Below are 17,562 nucleotides of genomic sequence, written 5' to 3'. Positions count from 1 at the left end.
GCCTGTCCGCCGGCCGCGCGGTCGCGCAGGTCAGCCGGTCAGCGTGAAGGTCTGGGCGGTCGACTGGGAGCAGGGCTGCTGGGCGAGGCGGGCTCCGTTGGTGGTGGAGGCGTTGTCGACGGTCAGGCACTTGGCGCTGTGGCGGGCGACGAAGCGGTACCGGTTCGCGGTGCCGGTGGGTTCGGGGCGCCACTGCTGGTTGGTGCCGCCCACGTAGTCCCACAGGTGGACGCGGGTGCCGTCCGCGGTGGCGCCGGAGCCGCCGTCCACGTCCCATGCCTTGCCGTTGTGGCGGTTGACGGCCTGGTAGTACCCGTCGCCGGTGGGGCGGAACTGCCAGGACTGGTTGGCACCGGTGCCGCAGGCCCACTGCTGGAGGGCGGTGCCGTTGGCGGTCCCCCAGTCGGCGGCGTCGAGGCACGCGCCGCTTCCGGTGTTCGCGACCCGGTACCAGGAGGCGGGGTCGATCGGACCGGTCGGCTCGCCGCCGGCGTCGCTCCACACGAAGGTGGCGACGGCTCCGGCCGGCAGGGTGTAGGCCAGCGATCTGCCGCCGTCGGTGAGGGAGAAGCGCTGGGACGCCGAGGCCGTGTTCACCACGTAGGCGACGCGGGAGCCGTCGGGGTTCTGGAAGGCGACGTTCTGCACGCCGCCCGCGCCCTGGCTGCTGGAGCCGATGCGGGTGGCGCCGGGCTTGACGAACTTGCTCACGTGCCCGAGCACGTAGTACTCGGCGTTGCGGGTCACGTCGCCGCCCGCGATCTCGACCACGCCGTTGCACCGGTTGGTGCAGTGGCCCTGGTGGGGGCCGCCGTTCCGGTCCAGGGCGAGGTTCCAGGTGAGCACGGTCTCGCCGCCGTGGCGGAAGTTCTGGACGACGAGGTTCTCGGCGTGCCAGCGCAGGGTGTCGGCGAACGTCCTGCTCGTGTCGGCGCTGTCGGTGCCGGAGCACTCGGTGAAGAAGACGCGCTTGCCGGCGTCGACGACCTGCTGCTGCGCGGAGACCTGTCCGCCGTAGCAGTGGAAGGCGGCGCCGATGACGCGGTCGATGCCCGCCGTGCGGGAGAACACGTCCAGCGGATAGTTCGGATGGTCCCAGTTGTGGTCGTAGGCGAGGACGTTGGTCGGCAGCTCCGCCGCCGTGAGCTTCGGGTCGAGGACCTTGAGGAAGTCGGCCTGCTGTGCCGACGTCATCGACATCGAGGGGTAACTGGTCGCGAACTCGGGCTCGTTCTGCACCGTGAGGTCGGTGAGCGCGATGCCCTCCTGCTGGTACGCCCTGATCGCCTTGACCAGGTAGTCGGCGTACGCCGAATAGTTCTCCGGCTTGAGGCTGCCGCCGTTCAGGGAGTTGCCGCTCTTCATCCACGCGGGCGGGGACCAGGGCGAACCCATGAAGCGGATCTGCGGGTTCACGGCCGTGGCCTGCCTGAGAACGGGGATGATCTCGGCCCGGTCCCGGTCGATGGAGAAGCTGCCGGGGGTGTCCTCGTAGGAGTAGGGGCTGTTCGTCGCGTCGAAGTCGGTGCTGCCCAGCGGCTGGCGCAGGTAGTTCAGTCCGATGCCGTCACCGGCCGTGGAGAACAGCGACCGCATCAACTCACCGCGCCTGTCCTGCGGGAGGCTCTGGATCAGGCGGGCGGAGGCGCCCGTCACGGACGCGCCCGCGCCCGTGAACCGCTGGCCCCTGCTGCCCGCGTCGACGCGGATGTCGACGGACTGGGGCGTGCCGGTGAAGGGGACGTTCCCCTCGGCCGCGAGCCTCTTGGCGCCGTCCGGTGTGGTGACCCACACCTGGGCGACGGGGTCGGCCGCCTGCGCGGTTCCGGACCCGGTGAGGCCCGCCCCGAGACCGGCGAGGGCCAGGGCGAGGGCGGGTAAGGCACGGAATCGGGACCGGGATCTCGGAAGGCGGTTTCTCGTACTGGTCGACACGGTGCGGATCTCCTTCGCTTCGGTGGGGAGCGGGGCGTACCGGCGACCGGGAACGGCGGTGCGGAGAAGCGGCCCAGCCGGTCGGACCCCGGCGCGGAGAACGGAGCCTCAGCTGAATGACGGCGCCATGAAAGCATACCTACTAAGTACTTAGTAAGTGGTGTGCGTCACACTAGCGGCAACCCGTTCGAAGACCACCGATGGGGCCGCCTGACGGAACGTAGGCTGTCGCACGTGAGCGACCAATCAGTGGGCAGGCCCACGCGCAGACCCAAGAGCGGGCCCCGCACACCACGCAGCCCCGAGGCCCGGCGGCGCCAGCAGGACATCCTGGAGATCGCCACCGACACCTTCGCCGCCCGTGGCTACAACAACGCCTCACTGGCGGAGATCGCGGACCGCGCCGGACTGACCCAGGCCGGCGTCCTGCACTACTTCCGCTCCAAGGCGCTGCTGCTCACCAGCGTCCTCGAACTGCGCGACCAGGGAGACATCGGGCAACTGGGCCCCGAGCGCCCGCGCGGCATCGCCTTTCTGCGCCACCTCGTCGACACCGCGCTGCGCAACGCCGAACGGGAGGGTCTCGTCCGGCTCTACGCGGTCCTCTCCGCGGAGTCCGTCACCGAACAGCACCCCGCGCAGGCCTACTTCCGCGACCGCTACACCGGACTGCGCGCCTTCGTCACCGACGCGCTGACCGAGGCCTGCGGCCTGGCCGAGCCGGACGCGGCCCGCGCGCACGACGCGGCGAACGCGATCATCGCCGTCATGGACGGACTCCAGATCCAGTGGCTGCTCGACCCCGACTCGGTCGAGATGGCCGCCTCGACGGACCTGGTGATCCGCTCCCTGCTGACCACGCTGGCTCCGGAGCGCTTCTCCACCTGAGTCCGGCGTCCGGCACGACCAGCAGGGGCGTGCGGCGAGATCACGTCACGCGACGGCGGTTCCCTCCAGCTCGACCAGCTGGCCGGGGATCGCCAACCGGGAGACCCCCAGCATCGTGGAGGTGGGCGACACCCCCGCGGCGCCCAACCGCGCCGCCAGCACGCCGTAGTGCGGGAGCAGGAGATCGACGTCGGTCGTGTAGACGTTGAGCCGGACCAGGTTCGCGAGGGACATGCCGGCCTCGCCGAGCACCGCCTCCAGGTTCTCGACGCTCAGTGCCAACTGCGCGGCCATGTCGCCGTCGTGCTGGGGCTTGCCGTCGCCGTTCATCGCGGTCTGGCCCGAGATGTACAGGGTCCGGGTGTGACCGGAGACGACCTCTCCCTGGTTGAATCCCAGTTCCTTCGACCAGGTCACCGGGTTGACCGCGGTGCGTTCCACTGCCACGTCAGCTCCATTCGGTTCGTCGGGGTACGGAGACCGCCGGCCGGGTGGTCACCGGCTTCGACGGCGTGCCGACCAGCGTGCCAACGAATCACGACACCGATGGTCATGTATTCGGATAGAGTTCCGGTGTGCGCGCCGACCGGTTGGTCTCACTGGTGCTTCTGCTGCGTCAGCGCGGTCGGTTGACCGCGGACACGCTCGCTCGCGAGCTGGAGGTGTCCACCCGCACCGTGCTCCGCGACATCGAGGCGCTGTCCACGGCCGGCGCCCCTGTCTACGCCGAACGCGGCCGGCACGGCGGTTTCGCGCTGGCACCCGGTTTCCGGACCGAGCTCACCGGCCTCAACCACGAGGAGACCCTCGCCCTGCTGACCACCGGATCGAGCCGCGGCGAGCCGCTGTTCGGCCTCGGCCCGGCGCTCGCTTCGGCCCTGCGCAAGGTGGTCGACTCGCTGCCCGCCAACCACCGGACCACCGCGAGCGACGCGGCACAGAGGTTTCTGGTCGACCCGGAGACCGACCTGCTCTCCCGTCGGCTGCCGGCCGAGCAGGTGTCCGGCACCACGATGATCGAGGTCCGGCGCGCGGTGCTCGCCGGACACAAGCTGCGCATCCACTACGCGGCGGTGGACCAGAGCCCGAAGTGGCGCACGGTGGACCCGATCGGCCTGGTCACCGTGCGCGGCCAGAGCTACCTGCTGGCCACGAGATCGGGCGCGGACCGCACCTACCGGCTGTCCCGGATGCAGGCCGCCGAGGAACTCCCCGAAGCCGCGGAGCGGCCGGACCGGGTCGATCTGGACCGGATCTGGCGGGAACGCTCCGCGCGGTTCCTCTCCGGCGGCGACCACGTCACCGTGCTGGTACGGGTGAGCCCGGCGCGGCGCGAGGAGCTGCTGGACACCGCGCTGGCCGTCCGCGCGGAGGAACCCGACGCGGACGGCCGGCTGCGGCTGGAGGTGACGTTCCAGGACACCCGGCACGCCGAGTGGGCGCTGTGGCAGCTCGGTACGGACGCGGAAGCCCTGGCCCCGTGGTCCTTGCGGACCGCACTGCGCGACCGCGCCGCCGCGATCGTCGCCCGCTACGAGGACACGGACACGTGAGCCGGAAGACCAGGGCGTTCCTCAGCCGTCGCGGGTGATGCGGAACAGCACGTTCGGACGCAGGGGGCCCTCGGGCGCATCCGGGTCGTCGAAGTCGCCGGACGCGTCCCGGGTCATGCCGATCCTGCGCATCACCGCCTGGGAACGGACGTTGGTGGCGGTCGTCACGGCGAGGATCTCGGGCAGGTCCAGGACCTCGAAGCCGTGGGCCAGCACGGCCCGCGCGGCCTCGCCGGCGTAACCCCGGCCCCAGGCCGACCGGGCGAGCCGCCAGCCGATCTCCACACCGGTGAACGGCAGCCCGTCCTCCACCTCGTCCAGCCCCGCGAAACCGATGAACTCGCCCGTGGCCCGGACCTCGACGGCCCACCACCCGTAACCCCGCCGGTCGAAATCGGCCTGGAAGCGCGCGACGGAGGCGTCACTCTGTTCACGGGTGAGCGGGTCGCCCAGGTGCTCCCGCACCTCGGGATCGGCGTTCATCGCCGCCCACGGTGCGAGGTCGGAGTCGCGCCAGCGGCGGAGGACGAGGCGATCGGTACGCAGTTCGGTCATGCGCTCAGCCAAGCCAGCGGTGCCTCGCAAGGCAATCCGATTTCCCTGCCGGGCTGAGTCCCCTCAGCCGAGGGTGGCGTGCGGGTCCAGGATCCCCTCGACGATCCTCAGCAGCCGGTCCGCCGCCCGGTCGATGCTTCCGTTCTGTGTGCTGACCTGGGCGCCTTCGAGGAGGAAGGTGATCTGGGCCGCGGTCTGTTCGGGGTCCGTCATCCCGGCCTCGACGCACATGGCGGTCAGCCTGCGTGTCTGGCGGGCCTTGTGTTCCTCGATCACCTGCCGTGCGGGGTGGGCGCGGTCGGGGAGTTCGGCGAGGGAGTTGATGAAGGGACAGCCCCGGTGCGAGATCGCCGGGAGTCCCTCGGCGATGAAGCGGGCCAGGCCCATGATCTGCTCCTTCGGCCGGCCGGGATGGTCGGCCTCGACGCGGTCGAAGGCGGCCTGGTAGTCGGCGGCGACGATCCGCAGCCACTCCGCCACCAGGGCGTCCTTGGTCGCGAAGTGCCGGTAGACCGCCATCTTGGTGGTCTCGGCCTTGTCGGCGATGGCCTGGACGCTCACGCGCCGGATCCCCTCGCTCTGGAAGAGTTCTTCGGCCGCGTCGAGGATGCGCTCGCGAGGGGGCAGCTTCGCCACCCTGCTCGGCCTTCTGACGGTCGATGTCATGACTCCTCCGCGGCGTCCGTTCGGCTGGGACCCTCTCACCTCCTGCTACGGTACCAGTCCGTCCCGGACGATACCGTTGGGTATCACCCGAGACTGTCCGGTACCGATCTCTCCTGTGGAGTGACCATGAAAGTGAACGAGTACGTGCGTCTCGACGCGGTCGGCCTCGCGCGGCTGGCGGCCCGCGGCGAGGTGACCCCCGCCGAACTAGCAGCGGCCGCACGCGAGGCCACGCTCGAGGTCAACGGGCGGGTCAACGCCGTCGTGGAGACCTGGCCCACCGACGACGAGCCGGTTCCGGGCGGTACACCGCTGGCCGGGGTGCCCTTCCTCATCAAGGACATCGGAGTCACCATGGCCGGGAGGCGCTCGGAGCTGGGCAGCCGCCTCGCGGCCGGGAACGTCGCCCCCGCCGACTCCTTCCTGATGCGGCGCTTCCGCCGCGCCGGGCTCGTGACGTTCGGCCGTACCGCGACGCCGGAACTGGCCTACAGCATCACCACGGAGCCCGTGCTGTACGGTCCGACCCGCAATCCGTGGGACCCGGAGCGCAGCGCGGGCGGCTCCAGCGGGGGCGCGGGCGCGGCCGTCGCCGCCGGAGTCGTTCCGCTCGCCCACGCCACCGACGCCGCCGGCTCACTGCGGATTCCCGCCGCCTGCAACGGGCTCTTCGGCCTGAAGCCCACCCGCGGCCGCGTCTCCCTGGGCCCCGACGCCGACGAGACCTTCAACGGCCTCGCCGTGCAGGGCGGCCTGAGCCGGACCGTCCGTGACAGCGCGGCGCTGCTCGACCGCATCCTCGGACCGGAACCCGGCGATCCCTACGCCGCCCGGCAGCCTTCCCGCCCCTACCTGGAGGAGGTCACCCGCGCGCCGGGCGCGCTGCGGATCGGCGTCCTCACCCAGGCCTGGGGCGGCCGCCGCACCGCCCCGCCGGTGACCGACGCCCTCAACCGCACCGTGCGGCTGCTCGAATCCCTCGGCCACCAGGTGGGGGAGGCCACGGTCGGTCTCGGAGCGGACTGGGAGGAGTTCGTGTCGGCCACCGCCCGGCTGTTCACGGCCAACCTCGCCGCCACGGTCGACGCCGTGGCCACCGCCTTCGGACGCCCGGCCGACGCCTCCACCCTCGAGCCGGCCACCCTGACCAGCTATCACTACGGACAGCGCGTCAGCGGCCCCGGGTTCGTCGCCGCCCTGGCGATACGGAACGCGGTCGCGCGGAGCCTTGGGCAGTACTTCGCCGCCCACGACGTCCTCCTCACCCCCACCCTCCCGGAACTTCCGATGCCGCTGGGCACCTACACCGACGATGCGTCGGCGCTGGACGGAGCCGGCTGGATCGGCCGGCTCAACGACCGTTCGCCGTTCACCCTGGCGTTCAACGTGGCCGGCAACCCGGCCATGTCCGTGCCGCTGACCGCCGACCCCGTGACGGGGCTGCCGGTCGGCATGCAGTTCGCCGCCGATCACGGACGCGAGGACCTGCTCTTCCGCCTCGCGGGGCAACTCGAACGGGCCCAGCCCTGGACGGACCGCACCCCCGCGGTCCGGGCCGGGAGCCGTCCCGGCCCCGGCACCGCCCTGTGACCCGGACCGCCGCGCGGGCTACGGGCGGCCCGAGGCCCGCCGCACCCGGTTCCCGGCGTGGCGGAGGCAGGAGGCGGCCACGACCAACGGCCACAGCGACTGGACGCCGGTCACGACCCGCTCCGCGATGCCGACGTCGCCCTGCCGGTGCATCTCGATCAGGAACCACGCCCCACCGACCGCCATCAGGGCCGTCACCGTGATCGAGGGCATCAGCCGCAGCGCCCACGGGGCCGCCGGACCACCGTTGGCGGCGAGGACCGGCCACACCGCCAGCAGGGTGAATCCGACGACCGCCACCGCGCCGTGGTGCAGGGACCCCCCGCTGCTCGGCGCGGGAAGCGCCACCACGCCCAGAGCGGCGAGACCGCCGCCGGCCAGCGCCACCCGGCCTGCGGTGGCGGCGGCCCGCAGCCCCCAGGCGGTCAGCAGATGGCAGGCGCCCAGGGCGAGGAACGCCGCCGACATCACCCAGAATCCCGGGGCTCCGTAGGCTCCCAGCACGCTGATCGTCTGGGAGACGGGATCGTAGCCGGGCCCCTCGAACAGCGCCGCGCCCGTCCAGCCTCCGATCAGCAGGACGGGCGCGCACCCTGAGGTGAGCAGGACCCATCTGGGAACAACTCGCATCGAACCAGGTTAAAGCGGAACCTGGAGGCGTGGCCACGCGTCCCGCGGTGGCGGGCCAAGGCAGGGAGGACGTCGACGTGGAGACCTCGGACCTGATCGAATGGCGCGGCGGCGGTGCGGAGGTCCGGTCGGTACGGACGTAGCGACCCTCACGACGAGGAGAGAGCCATCACCACACACACGGGCAAGGTGATCTGCGACATCACGGTCACGGCCGACGGGTACTCGGCCGGGCACGGCCAGAGTGAGGAACGCCCGTTCGGCGACGACGGCGGGGACGGCACGGGCGCGAAGCTGCACGCCTGGATGTTCGACACGCCCGACGAGAACAGGGCCGAACTGGACCGGATGGCCGCCGCCAAGGCGTTCATCATGGGACGCAACATGTTCGGGCCCGTGCGGGGCGAGTGGGACCGGCCGTGGAACGGCTGGTGGGGCGACGATCCGCCGTTCCACGCGCCGGTGTTCGTCCTCACCCACCACGCGCGCGAGCCGCAGGCGATGGCCGGGGGCACGACGTACCACTTCGTCACCGACGGGATCGAGTCGGCGCTGGCACAGGCGCGGGCGGCGGCAGGCGGCGGCGACGTGCAGGTCCAGGGCGGGGCCACCACGGTCAACCAGTACCTCGCGGCCGGCCTGGTCGAGGAGCTGAGGCTGCACGTCGTGCCGCTCACGCTGGGCGCCGGCACCCGGCTCTTCGAGGGCGTCCCGCCGCTCGGGCTGGAACAGGTGGCATCACGCGCGGCTACCCAGGTCACGCACGTGACCTACCGCGTGCGCTCCTGACGCGGAGGGCCTCCGCGTCAGGAGCGGTGCGGTCACGGAGTGAGCAGGAGGCTGTCGCCGCGCTCCTTGGCGGCGGCGTAGCGCTTGGCCACGTCCTGCCAGTTGACGACGGCCCACATGGCGTCGATGAAGTCGACCTTCTGGTTCTTGTACTGGAGGTAGAAGGCGTGCTCCCAGGCGTCGAAGACCAGGATCGGCGTGGAGCCCTGGCCGACGTTGCCCTGGTGGTCGTAGACCTGCTCGACGATCAGGCGGCCGCTCAGCGGCTCGTATGCCAGCACGCCCCAGCCGGAGCCCTGCGTGGTCGCGGCGGCCTTGGTGAGCTGCGCCTTGAAACCGGCGAAGGAACCGAACGACTCGGTGATGGCGTCGGCGAGGTCGCCCACGCCGTCGGCGGCCAGCGGCTCGCCGCCGCCCGAACCGGTCATGTTGTGCCAGTAGATGGAGTGCAGGATGTGCCCGGAGAGGTGGAAGGCGAGGTTCTTCTCCAGGCCGTTGATCGACCCCCACTGCTCCTTGTCCCGCGCCTCGGCGAGCTGCTCCAGCGTGTCGTTGGCGCCCTTCACGTAGGCCGCGTGGTGCTTGTCGTGGTGCAGCTCGATGATCTGCGGATTGATGACCGGCTCGAGCTCCGAGTAGTCGTAGGGAAGCTCCGGGAGCGAGTACACCGCCATGTCCAACATCCTCCGACGTTATTGCCAATGATGTGCAGTTGCACGCTAACAGCGTCGGTGGTGATTGTTGATCAGCCGTTGGTCCTAGGTCCGGCGTCGTGCACCCGCCCCCGACGGGGCGTCAGTCCTCCCCCTCCAGATCGCCCTCGGTCTCCAGGTACACCTGCCGCAGGGCTTCCAGGACGGCCGGGTCGGGCTTCTCCCACATGCCGCGCGACTCCGCCTCCAGCAGGCGCTCGGCGATGCCGTGCAGGGCCCAGGGGTTGGCCTGCTGGAGGAACTCGCGGTTGGCGGGGTCCAGTACGTACGCCTCGGTGAGCTTGTCGTACATCCAGTCCGCGACGACGCCCGTGGTGGCGTCGTAGCCGAAGAGGTAGTCGACGGTGGCGGCGAGTTCGAAGGCGCCCTTGTAGCCGTGGCGGCGCATCGCCTCGATCCACTTGGGGTTGACCACGCGGGCGCGGAAGACGCGGGAGGTCTCCTCCACCAGGGTGCGGGTGCGGACCGTCTCCGGGCGGGTGGAGTCGCCGATGTACGCCTCGGGCGCGGTGCCGCGCAGGGCGCGGACGGTGGCGACCATGCCGCCGTGGTACTGGAAGTAGTCGTCGGAGTCGGCGATGTCGTGCTCGCGGGTGTCCGTGTTCTTGGCGGCCACCGCGATCCGCTTGTACGCCGTCTCCATCTCGTCGCGAGCCGGGCGGCCGTCGAGTTCGCGGCCGTAGGCGTAGCCGCCCCAGACGCTGTAGACCTCGGCGAGGTCGGCGTCGGTGCGCCAGTCGCGCGAGTCGATGAGCTGGAGCAGACCGGCCCCGTAGGTGCCGGGGCGGGAGCCGAAGATGCGGGTGGTGGCGCGGCGTTCGTCGCCGTGTTCGGCGAGGTCCGCCTGCACGTGGGCGCGGACGTGGTTGGCCTCGGCCGGTTCCTCCAGGGAGGCGGCAAGGCGTACCGCGTCGTCGAGGAGGCCCACGGTGTGCGGGAACGCGTCGCGGAAGAAGCCGGAGATGCGCAGGGTGACGTCGATGCGCGGGCGGCCCAGCTCCTCGTGGGGGATGGCTTCGAGGCCGGTGACGCGGCGGGAGGCGTCGTCCCAGACGGGGCGCACGCCGAGCAGCGCGAGGACCTCGGCGACGTCGTCGCCGGCGGTGCGCATGGCGCTGGTGCCCCACAGGGAGAGGCCGACGGAGGTGGGCCATTCGCCGTTGTCGGTGCGGTAGCGCTCCAGGAGGCTGTCGGCGAGGGCCTGGCCGGTCTCCCACGCGAGGCGGGAGGGTACGGCCTTGGGGTCGACGGAGTAGAAGTTGCGGCCGGTCGGCAGGACGTTGACCAGGCCGCGCAGGGGTGAGCCGGAGGGTCCCGCGGGGACGAAGCCGCCGTTCAGGGCGTGCACGGCGTGGTCGATCTCGGCGGTGGTGGCGGCCAGCCGGGGGACGACCTCGCGGGCGGCGAACTCCAGTACCGCGGCGACCTGTTCGCCGTGTTCGGACGGTACGGCGGCGGGGTCCCAGCCGGCGTCGTCCATGGCCTGGACCAGTGCGCGGGCCTGCTCCTCGGCGGCGTCGGCCGTGGTGCGGGTGGCGGCCGACTCGTCGAGGCCGAGGGCTTCGCGCAGGCCGGGCAGGGCGGTGGTGCCGCCCCAGATCTGGCGGGCGCGGAGGATGGCGAGGACGAGGTTGACGCGGTCGGCGCCGGCCGGCGGGTTGCCGAGGACGTGCAGGCCGTCGCGGATCTGGGCGTCCTTGACCTCGCAGAGCCAGCCGTCGACGTGCAGCAGGAAGTCGTCGAAGCCGTCGTCGTCCGGGCGGTCCTGCATGCCGAGGTCGTGGTCGAGCTTGGCGGCCTGGATCAGGGTCCAGATCTGGGCTCGGATCGCCGGGAGCTTCGCCGGGTCCATGGACGCGATCTGCGCGTACTCGTCGAGGAGTTGCTCCAGGCGCGCGATGTCACCGTAGGAGTCGGCGCGGGCCATCGGCGGCACGAGGTGGTCGACGAGGGTGGCGTGCACACGGCGCTTGGCCTGGGTGCCCTCGCCGGGGTCGTTGACGAGGAAGGGGTAGATCAGCGGCAGGTCGCCGAGGGCGGCGTCCGGGCCGCAGGCGGCGGACAGGCCGGCGTTCTTGCCGGGCAGCCACTCCAGGTTGCCGTGCTTGCCCAGGTGGATCATCGCGTCGGCGCCGAAGCCGCCGTCCTCGGCCCGCGCGGCGATCCAGCGGTAGGCGGCGAGGTAGTGGTGGGAGGGAGGCAGGTCGGGGTCGTGGTAGATGGCGATGGGGTTCTCGCCGAAGCCGCGCGGCGGCTGGATGAGGATCAGCAGGTTGCCGCGGCGCAGGGCGGCGAGGACGATGTCGCCCTCCGGGTTGCGGCTGCGGTCGACGAACATCTCGCCCGGGGCCGGGCCCCAGTGCTCCTCGACGGCCGTGCGCAGTTCCGCGGGCAGGGTCGCGTACCAGCGCTTGTAGTCGGCGGCCGGGATGCGGACCGGGTTGCGGGCGAGCTGTTCCTCGGTGAGCCAGTCCTGGTCGTGGCCGCCCGCCTCGATGAGCGCGCGGATCAGTTCGTCGCCGTCGCCCGAGGCCAGGCCCGGGACCTCGGCGTCGGTGTCGGCGCCGAAGTCGTAGCCCTCCTCGCGCAGTCGGCGCAGCAGGGCGACGGCGCTGGCGGGGGTGTCCAGGCCGACGGCGTTGCCGATGCGGGAGTGCTTGGTCGGGTAGGCGGACAGGACCAGGGCCAGGCGCTTGCCGGCGGCCGGGATGTGCCGCAGGCGGGCGTGGCGCACGGCGGTGCCGGCGACGCGGGCGGCGCGCTCGGGGTCGGCGACGTAGGCGGGGAGGCCGTCCTCGTCGATCTCCTTGAAGGAGAACGGCACGGTGATCAGGCGGCCGTCGAACTCGGGGACGGCTATCTGGCTGGCGGCGTCCAGCGGGGAGACGCCCTCGTCGTTGCTCTCCCAGTCGGCGCGGGAGCCGGTCAGGCACAGGGCCTGGAGGATGGGGACGTCGAGGGTGGTGAGCGCACCGGCGTCCCAGGACTCGTCGTCACCGCCGGCGGACGCCTCGGCGGGCTTGGTGCCGCCGGCCGCGAGGACGGTGGTGACGATCACGTCGGCCGCCCGCAGGTCCTCGATCAGTTCGGGCTCGGGGGCGCGCAGGGAGGCCACGTAGCGGGGCAGCGGCCGTCCGCCGGCGTTCTCGACGGCGTCGCACAGGGCGTGCACGAAGTCCGTGTTGCCGCTCATGTGGTGGGCGCGGTAGTAGAGCACGGCCACGGTGGGCCCGTCGGCGTCGGGGCGAGGCGTGCGCTCCAGCGGGCCCCAGGTGGGGGCGGGCGTCGGCGGGTCGAAGCCGTGGCCGGTGAGGAGCACGGTGTCGGACAGGAACCGGGCGAGCTGCTCCAGGTTGGCAGGGCCGCCGTGGGCGAGGTAGGCGTGCGCCTCCGCGGCGAGGCCGACGGGGACGGTGGAGGCCTCCATCAGCTGGGCGTCCGGGGCCTGTTCGCCGCTGAGCACCACGACGGGCCGGCCGTCGGCGAGGAGCAGGTCGAGACCCTCGCGCCAGGCACGCAGTCCGCCGAGCAGGCGTACGACGACCAGTCCGACGCCGTCCAGCAGGGCGGGCAGGTCGTCGAGCGGGAGGCGGGCGGGGTTGGCGAACCGGTAGGTGACCGGACCGGTGGCGGCGCGGGCGCTCAGCAGGTCGGTGTCGGACGTCGACAGGAGCAGGATGCTGGGGTGCGAGGCGCGCTCCCCGGACGAATGCGGCATGCGGCGTCTGCCCTTCCTCGGGGTCCGCGCCCCGGGCGGTGAGAGACGGCGGGAGTTCCTGACTCGTCCGGCCCCTCGGGGTGGCCGGACTCACAGTGGCGGGACCGCGCCGGATTCGCACCGGCTTCCTCCCCTGTCGCCGTCTGGCGGTGGGCGGACCGGATGATCCACCCAGGAGCATAGTAAGGGTCCCACCGTGAAGGGCGGGCGGTGCCACCGGTGTGATGGTCGGTATGCTCGCCGCCATGTCCTCGGCGCTCTCCTCCGCATCCTCCCAGGCCACAGCGGTCTCACGGGACCGTGGTGACGCCTGCCCGGGGACGCTGAGGCTGCACGCCGCGGACGACGGTGCCCTCGCCCGGGTACGGATACCCGGCGGGGTCCTGGGCGTCGTCCAGGCCGAGGCGCTGGCGGATGCGGCCCGGCGGCTGGGCGACGGGGACCTCCATCTGACGTCCCGGGGCAACGTGCAGCTGCGGGGTCTGCGCGACGGCTGCGGCGCGGAGCTCGCCGGGCTGCTGGACGCGGCCGGGCTGCTGCCCTCGCCGGCGCACGAACGGGTGCGCAACATCGTCGCCTCACCGCTGTCCGGCCTCGACGGGCGCGGTCTGCGGGACGTACGGCCCTGGCTGTCGGCCCTGGACGCCGCGCTGTGCGCGAGCGACGGGACGCGGGAGCTGTCGGGCCGGTTCCTGTTCGCGCTCGACGACGGGCGTGGGGACGTGACCGGGCTCGGCGCCGACGTCACCGTACGGGCGGCCGGCGACGACGACGCGCTGGTCGCGCTGGGCTCGACGGACGACGCCTGGCGGGTGGCCGCGGGCGAGGCGGCCCGGGCGGCGCTGCTGGCGGCCGAGGCCTTCCTCGGCGTCGGGCGCGAGTCCGGGGAGCGGGCGTGGCGGGTGGACGAACTCGCCGTACCCGCCCGTGTCCTGACGCGGGCGGTGGACCGCCGTCTGTCCGAGGCGGGAGTCGCCCACGTGAAGGAGCGGACGGACACGCCCCGTGCGGACGGGCCGCCTCCCGGGCTCGTCGGGGACGCCCTGTGCGTACACGTCCCGCTGGGCCGTCTCACCGGCCCGCAGTGGAGGGAGTTGACGCACGTCGCCGCCCTGACGCGGGACGCCGAACTGCGGTTGACGCCGTGGCGCGGCGTCGTCGTACCCGTCGGGGGGCTGGACACGACGGAGACCGCCGACGCCCTCGACCGTCTCTCCGCCGCCGGCCTCGTCACCGACGCCGCCTCCCCCTGGCCGCGCGTCGGTGCCTGCATCGGCCGCCCGGGGTGTGGGAAGTCCCACGCCGACGTGCGGGCAGACGCGGCCGGCAGTCTGTCCGCCGCCGGCCGGTCCCCGCTCCCCCTGTACTGGTCCGGCTGCGAACGCCGTTGCGGACACCCGCGGGGCGAGCGGATCGACCTGGTCGCCGTCCCCGAGGGCGGCTACCGCCTCAGCGTCGGCGCGCCCGGCGGACCGGCCCGCACCACGGTCCTGACGGACCCCTCCGATCTCGCCACCGCACTGGCGGCGATCACCCCATGAGCCGTACGACGACCGAGAGCAGCGGAAAGAGCACCGTGACGACGCACGCATACGAGAAGGACGGAGCGGCCATCTACCGCCAGTCCTTCGCCACGATCCGGGCGGAGGCGGACCTCACGGGCCTGCCCGCCGACGTCAGCCGGGTCGCCGTCCGGATGATCCACGCCTGCGGCATGGTCGACCTCGTGCGCGACATCGGCCACACGCCCACGGTGGTGGCCCGCGCCCGCGAGGCCCTGCTCGCCGGTGCGCCGATCCTCTGCGACGTGCAGATGGTGGCCAGCGGTGTGACCCGCAAGCGGCTGCCCGCGGACAACGAGGTGCTGTGCACCCTCTCCGACCCGGCCGTCCCGGGGCTGGCGGCGGAGCTGGGCACCACGCGCAGCGCCGCCGCGCTGGAGCTGTGGCGCGACCGCCTGGAGGGCTCCGTGGTCGCCGTAGGCAACGCGCCCACCGCCCTCTTCCGGCTCTTGGAGATGATCGAGGAGGGGGCGCCGAGGCCCGCGGCCGTCATCGGCGTGCCCGTCGGCTTCATCGGCGCCGCCGAGTCCAAGGACGCCCTGGCCGCCCACCCCTCGGGCCTGGAGCACCTGGTCGTCCGGGGCCGTCGCGGAGGCAGCGCCATCGCCGCCGCCGCACTCAACGCGATCGCGAGCGAGGAAGAATGAGCGGCAAGCTGTACGGGGTCGGGCTCGGTCCCGGCGACCCGTCCCTGATGACCGTGCGCGCGGTCGAGGCCATCGCCGAGGCGGACGTGATCGCGTATCACAGCGCCCGGCACGGACGGTCCATCGCCCGCTCCATCGCGGAGCGGCACCTGCGCGCCGACCACGTCGAGGAACGGCTGGTCTACCCGCTCACCGTCGAGACCACCGACCACCCGGGCGGCTACCAGGGCGCCATGGACGACTTCTACGCCGAGGCCTCGGCGCGGCTCGCCGCCCACCTCGACGCGGGCCGCACGGTCGCCGTCCTCGCGGAGGGCGACCCGCTCTTCTACGGCTCCTACATGCACATGCACAAGCGGCTCGCCGACCGGTACGACACCGAGGTGATCCCCGGTGTGACGTCCGTGTCCGCCGCCGCGGCCCGGCTGGGCACGCCGCTCGTCGAGGGTGAGGAGGTGCTGACCATCCTGCCGGGCACGTTGCCCGAGGAGGAGCTGACGGCCCGGCTCGCCTCGACGGATTCGGCCGTGGTGATGAAGCTCGGCCGTACCTTCGCCAAGGTGCGCCGCGCGCTGGAGGGGTCGGGTCGGCTCGACCAGGCGCGGTATGTCGAGCGGGCCACGATGGCGGGCGAGCGCCTGGCGGAGCTGGCCGACGTGGAGGCCGAGTCGGTGCCCTACTTCTCGGTGGCGGTGCTGCCGAGCCAGGTGGACGCCGAGCCGCCGGTGCCGGAGCCGGATGCCGTGGGAGAGGTCGTCGTCGTGGGGACCGGGCCGGCCGGGCCGTTGTGGCTGACGCCCGAGACGCGGGGCGCGCTCGCCGCCGCCGACGATCTGGTCGGCTACACCACCTACCTGGACCGTGTCCCGGTCCGGGCAGGTCAGCGGCGCCACGGATCGGACAACAAGGTGGAGGCCGAGCGCGCGGAGTTCGCGCTGGGGCTGGCCCGGCGGGGGCGCCGGGTCGCCGTCGTGTCCGGCGGTGACCCCGGGGTCTTCGCCATGGCCACGGCCGTGCTGGAGGCCGCCTCGGCCGAGGAGCACGCGGACGTTCCGGTGCGGGTGCTGCCGGGGGTGACCGCCGCCAACGCCGCCGCCGCCCGTGCGGGGGCGCCGCTCGGGCACGACTACGCCGCTCTCTCGCTGTCCGACCGGCTCAAGCCGTGGGAGGTCATCGCCGAGCGGCTGCGGGCCGCGGCCGGCGCCGATCTGGTGCTGGCGCTGTACAACCCGGGGTCCGGCAGCCGGACCTGGCAGGTCGGCAAGGCCCGCGAGCTGCTCCTCGAACACCGGGCGCCGGACACACCCGTCGTGGTCGCCCGGGACGTGGGCGGCTCCGGCGAGCGGGTGCGCATCGTGCGGCTGGCGGACCTGGATCCGGCCGAGGTCGACATGCGCACGATCCTGCTGGTCGGCTCGTCCCAGACGCGGGTGGTGCGGCGCGGCGACGGCGAAGAGGTCGTGTGGACGCCCCGCCGCTACCCGGAGACGTGAGGGGCGCCCGGCGGCCGGCGCCTCGCGTGTGCCTCCCGGACCCGTCGCGCCGCCTCTCCGGGGCCGCTCACGACCGGCACGCCCTCGGGCACCGGCGGCCTGCGCACCACGACCACCGGCACCCCGGCCTCACGGGCGGCCGCCAGCTTCGGCGCGGTGGCCTCTCCCCCGCTGTCCTTGGTGACCAGGACGTCGATCCAGTGCCGGCGCAGCAGCTCGCGTTCCCCGTCGAGGGTGAACGGGCCGCGGTCGAGCAGTACCTCCGTGCGGGGCGGACGCGGTCCGTCGGGCGCGTCGACCGACCGCACGAGGAACCACAGGTCGTGCAGACCGGCGAAGGCGGCAAGACCCATGCGGCCGGTGGTGAGGAAGACCCGCCCGCCGAGCGCGGGGAGCAGCGCGGCGGCCTCCGCGAGGGAACCGGCCTCGTGCCAGTCGTCACCGGCCACCGGCGCCCAGCCGGGGCGGCGCAGGGCGAGCAGGGGAACCCCGGCGGTGGCGGCGGCCCGCGCGGCGTTGAAACTGATGGTGCCGGCGAACGGGTGGGTGGCGTCGACGAGCAGGTCGACGGTGTGCTCGCCGAGCCACACGGCGAGCCCTTCGGCTCCGCCGAAGCCTCCGATCCGCACCTCGCCGGGCGGCGTCCGGGGCGAGGCCACCCGTCCGGCCAGGGAGTTCGTCACGCGGAGCCCCGGCAGGTGTTCGGCCGCCAGGAGTTCGGCGAGCCGGCGGGCCTCCGTGGTGCCGCCGAGGATCAGTACGTGCACGGCTGGGTCATTCCCTTTCTGCGGTCTCGTCCCTCTGGTGGGACACGAGTGGGCGG

General features: G+C 72.9%; 15 protein-coding genes and 1 riboswitch. Of the genes, 7 read left to right on the top strand and 8 right to left on the bottom strand.

Annotated elements, in window-relative coordinates; genetic code table 11:
* Positions 1-30 precede the first annotated feature (30 nt).
* Positions 31-1,935, bottom strand: a complete 1,905-nt coding sequence (locus ACFW01_RS06130; protein WP_384502491.1) for an RICIN domain-containing protein — start codon at positions 1,933-1,935, stop codon at positions 31-33.
* A 234-nt stretch (positions 1,936-2,169) separates the two neighbouring features.
* Here ACFW01_RS06130 and ACFW01_RS06125 point away from each other — a divergent pair, with 234 nt between their 5' ends.
* Positions 2,170-2,823: a TetR/AcrR family transcriptional regulator gene (locus tag ACFW01_RS06125; RefSeq protein ID WP_384502490.1), complete on the top strand. Its 654-nt coding sequence runs from the start codon at positions 2,170-2,172 to the stop codon at positions 2,821-2,823.
* A gap of 45 nt (positions 2,824-2,868) precedes the next feature.
* Here ACFW01_RS06125 and ACFW01_RS06120 read toward each other — a convergent pair whose 3' ends face one another.
* Positions 2,869-3,264, bottom strand: coding sequence for a RidA family protein (locus tag ACFW01_RS06120; RefSeq protein WP_234959109.1), 396 nt, complete (start codon positions 3,262-3,264; stop codon positions 2,869-2,871).
* A 134-nt stretch (positions 3,265-3,398) separates the two neighbouring features.
* On the opposite strand from ACFW01_RS06120, the gene ACFW01_RS06115 reads away from it, so the two are divergent.
* The gene (locus ACFW01_RS06115; RefSeq protein ID WP_384502489.1) at positions 3,399-4,376 is read left to right on the top strand and encodes a helix-turn-helix transcriptional regulator; all 978 of its coding nucleotides are present in this window, start codon (positions 3,399-3,401) and stop codon (positions 4,374-4,376) included.
* 21 nt (positions 4,377-4,397) lie between these two features.
* Here ACFW01_RS06115 and ACFW01_RS06110 read toward each other — a convergent pair whose 3' ends face one another.
* Positions 4,398-4,931, bottom strand: a complete 534-nt coding sequence (locus tag ACFW01_RS06110; protein WP_234958947.1) for a GNAT family N-acetyltransferase — start codon at positions 4,929-4,931, stop codon at positions 4,398-4,400.
* A gap of 63 nt (positions 4,932-4,994) precedes the next feature.
* A complete protein-coding gene (locus tag ACFW01_RS06105) occupies positions 4,995-5,597 on the bottom strand; it encodes a TetR/AcrR family transcriptional regulator (RefSeq protein WP_234958944.1) in 603 nt (200 codons plus the stop codon).
* 126 nt (positions 5,598-5,723) lie between these two features.
* On the opposite strand from ACFW01_RS06105, the gene ACFW01_RS06100 reads away from it, so the two are divergent.
* Positions 5,724-7,187 (top strand): amidase, encoded by a 1,464-nt coding sequence (locus ACFW01_RS06100; RefSeq protein WP_384502488.1) that lies wholly within the window; start codon positions 5,724-5,726, stop codon positions 7,185-7,187.
* Positions 7,188-7,205: 18 nt separating this feature from the next.
* On the opposite strand, the gene ACFW01_RS06095 is transcribed toward ACFW01_RS06100, so the two are convergent.
* The gene (locus ACFW01_RS06095; protein ID WP_234958931.1) at positions 7,206-7,817 is read right to left on the bottom strand and encodes a DUF998 domain-containing protein; all 612 of its coding nucleotides are present in this window, start codon (positions 7,815-7,817) and stop codon (positions 7,206-7,208) included.
* Between the two features lie 168 nt (positions 7,818-7,985).
* On the opposite strand from ACFW01_RS06095, the gene ACFW01_RS06090 reads away from it, so the two are divergent.
* Entirely contained in the window at positions 7,986-8,606 is a 621-nt protein-coding gene (locus ACFW01_RS06090) for a dihydrofolate reductase family protein (protein ID WP_234959108.1), read from the top strand.
* Positions 8,607-8,638: 32 nt separating this feature from the next.
* Here the strand turns inward: ACFW01_RS06090 and ACFW01_RS06085 are convergent, their stop codons facing one another.
* A complete protein-coding gene (locus tag ACFW01_RS06085; RefSeq protein WP_384502487.1) occupies positions 8,639-9,280 on the bottom strand; it encodes a superoxide dismutase in 642 nt (213 codons plus the stop codon).
* Between the two features lie 121 nt (positions 9,281-9,401).
* On the bottom strand, positions 9,402-13,037 hold the full coding sequence (gene cobN, locus ACFW01_RS06080) for a cobaltochelatase subunit CobN (protein WP_384502486.1): 3,636 nt from the start codon (positions 13,035-13,037) through the stop codon (positions 9,402-9,404).
* A gap of 29 nt (positions 13,038-13,066) precedes the next feature.
* Positions 13,067-13,215, bottom strand: a riboswitch (cobalamin riboswitch).
* Positions 13,216-13,270: 55 nt separating this feature from the next.
* Here cobN and cobG point away from each other — a divergent pair.
* Genes cobG through ACFW01_RS06065 form a run of 3 tightly spaced genes read left to right on the top strand, consistent with a single transcriptional unit; the run spans position 13,271 to position 16,739 of the window.
* Positions 13,271-14,578 (top strand): precorrin-3B synthase, encoded by a 1,308-nt coding sequence (gene cobG / locus ACFW01_RS06075; protein ID WP_384502485.1) that lies wholly within the window; start codon positions 13,271-13,273, stop codon positions 14,576-14,578.
* The gene (locus ACFW01_RS06070) at positions 14,575-15,246 is read left to right on the top strand and encodes a precorrin-8X methylmutase (protein ID WP_122617922.1); all 672 of its coding nucleotides are present in this window, start codon (positions 14,575-14,577) and stop codon (positions 15,244-15,246) included. Before cobG ends, ACFW01_RS06070 begins: the two co-directional genes overlap by 4 nt.
* Positions 15,243-16,739: a precorrin-2 C(20)-methyltransferase gene (locus ACFW01_RS06065; RefSeq protein ID WP_234958913.1), complete on the top strand. Its 1,497-nt coding sequence runs from the start codon at positions 15,243-15,245 to the stop codon at positions 16,737-16,739. The genes ACFW01_RS06070 and ACFW01_RS06065 overlap by 4 nt, the downstream gene beginning before the upstream one ends.
* Here the strand turns inward: ACFW01_RS06065 and ACFW01_RS06060 are convergent.
* The gene (locus ACFW01_RS06060; protein WP_234958911.1) at positions 16,724-17,506 is read right to left on the bottom strand and encodes a cobalt-precorrin-6A reductase; all 783 of its coding nucleotides are present in this window, start codon (positions 17,504-17,506) and stop codon (positions 16,724-16,726) included. The genes ACFW01_RS06065 and ACFW01_RS06060 overlap by 16 nt on opposite strands.
* Positions 17,507-17,562: the final 56 nt, after the last annotated feature.

This window comes from Streptomyces sp. NPDC058985, assembly GCF_042740985.1.
GTDB lineage: Bacteria > Actinomycetota > Actinomycetes > Streptomycetales > Streptomycetaceae > Streptomyces.
Note: the sequence above shows the minus strand (reverse complement) of the source record. Positions and strands in the feature narration are given on the sequence as shown.

Coding starts and splice junctions, on each gene's coding strand:
- ACFW01_RS06110 (WP_234958947.1), bottom strand. CDS start 4,931: ATGACCGAACTGCGTACCGATCGCCTCGTCCTCCGCCGCTGGCGCGAC.
- ACFW01_RS06105 (WP_234958944.1), bottom strand. CDS start 5,597: ATGACATCGACCGTCAGAAGGCCGAGCAGGGTGGCGAAGCTGCCCCCT.
- ACFW01_RS06100 (WP_384502488.1), top strand. CDS start 5,724: ATGAAAGTGAACGAGTACGTGCGTCTCGACGCGGTCGGCCTCGCGCGG.
- ACFW01_RS06095 (WP_234958931.1), bottom strand. CDS start 7,817: ATGCGAGTTGTTCCCAGATGGGTCCTGCTCACCTCAGGGTGCGCGCCC.
- ACFW01_RS06085 (WP_384502487.1), bottom strand. CDS start 9,280: ATGGCGGTGTACTCGCTCCCGGAGCTTCCCTACGACTACTCGGAGCTC.
- cobN (WP_384502486.1), bottom strand. CDS start 13,037: ATGCCGCATTCGTCCGGGGAGCGCGCCTCGCACCCCAGCATCCTGCTC.
- cobG (WP_384502485.1), top strand. CDS start 13,271: ATGCTCGCCGCCATGTCCTCGGCGCTCTCCTCCGCATCCTCCCAGGCC.
- ACFW01_RS06070 (WP_122617922.1), top strand. CDS start 14,575: ATGAGCCGTACGACGACCGAGAGCAGCGGAAAGAGCACCGTGACGACG.
- ACFW01_RS06065 (WP_234958913.1), top strand. CDS start 15,243: ATGAGCGGCAAGCTGTACGGGGTCGGGCTCGGTCCCGGCGACCCGTCC.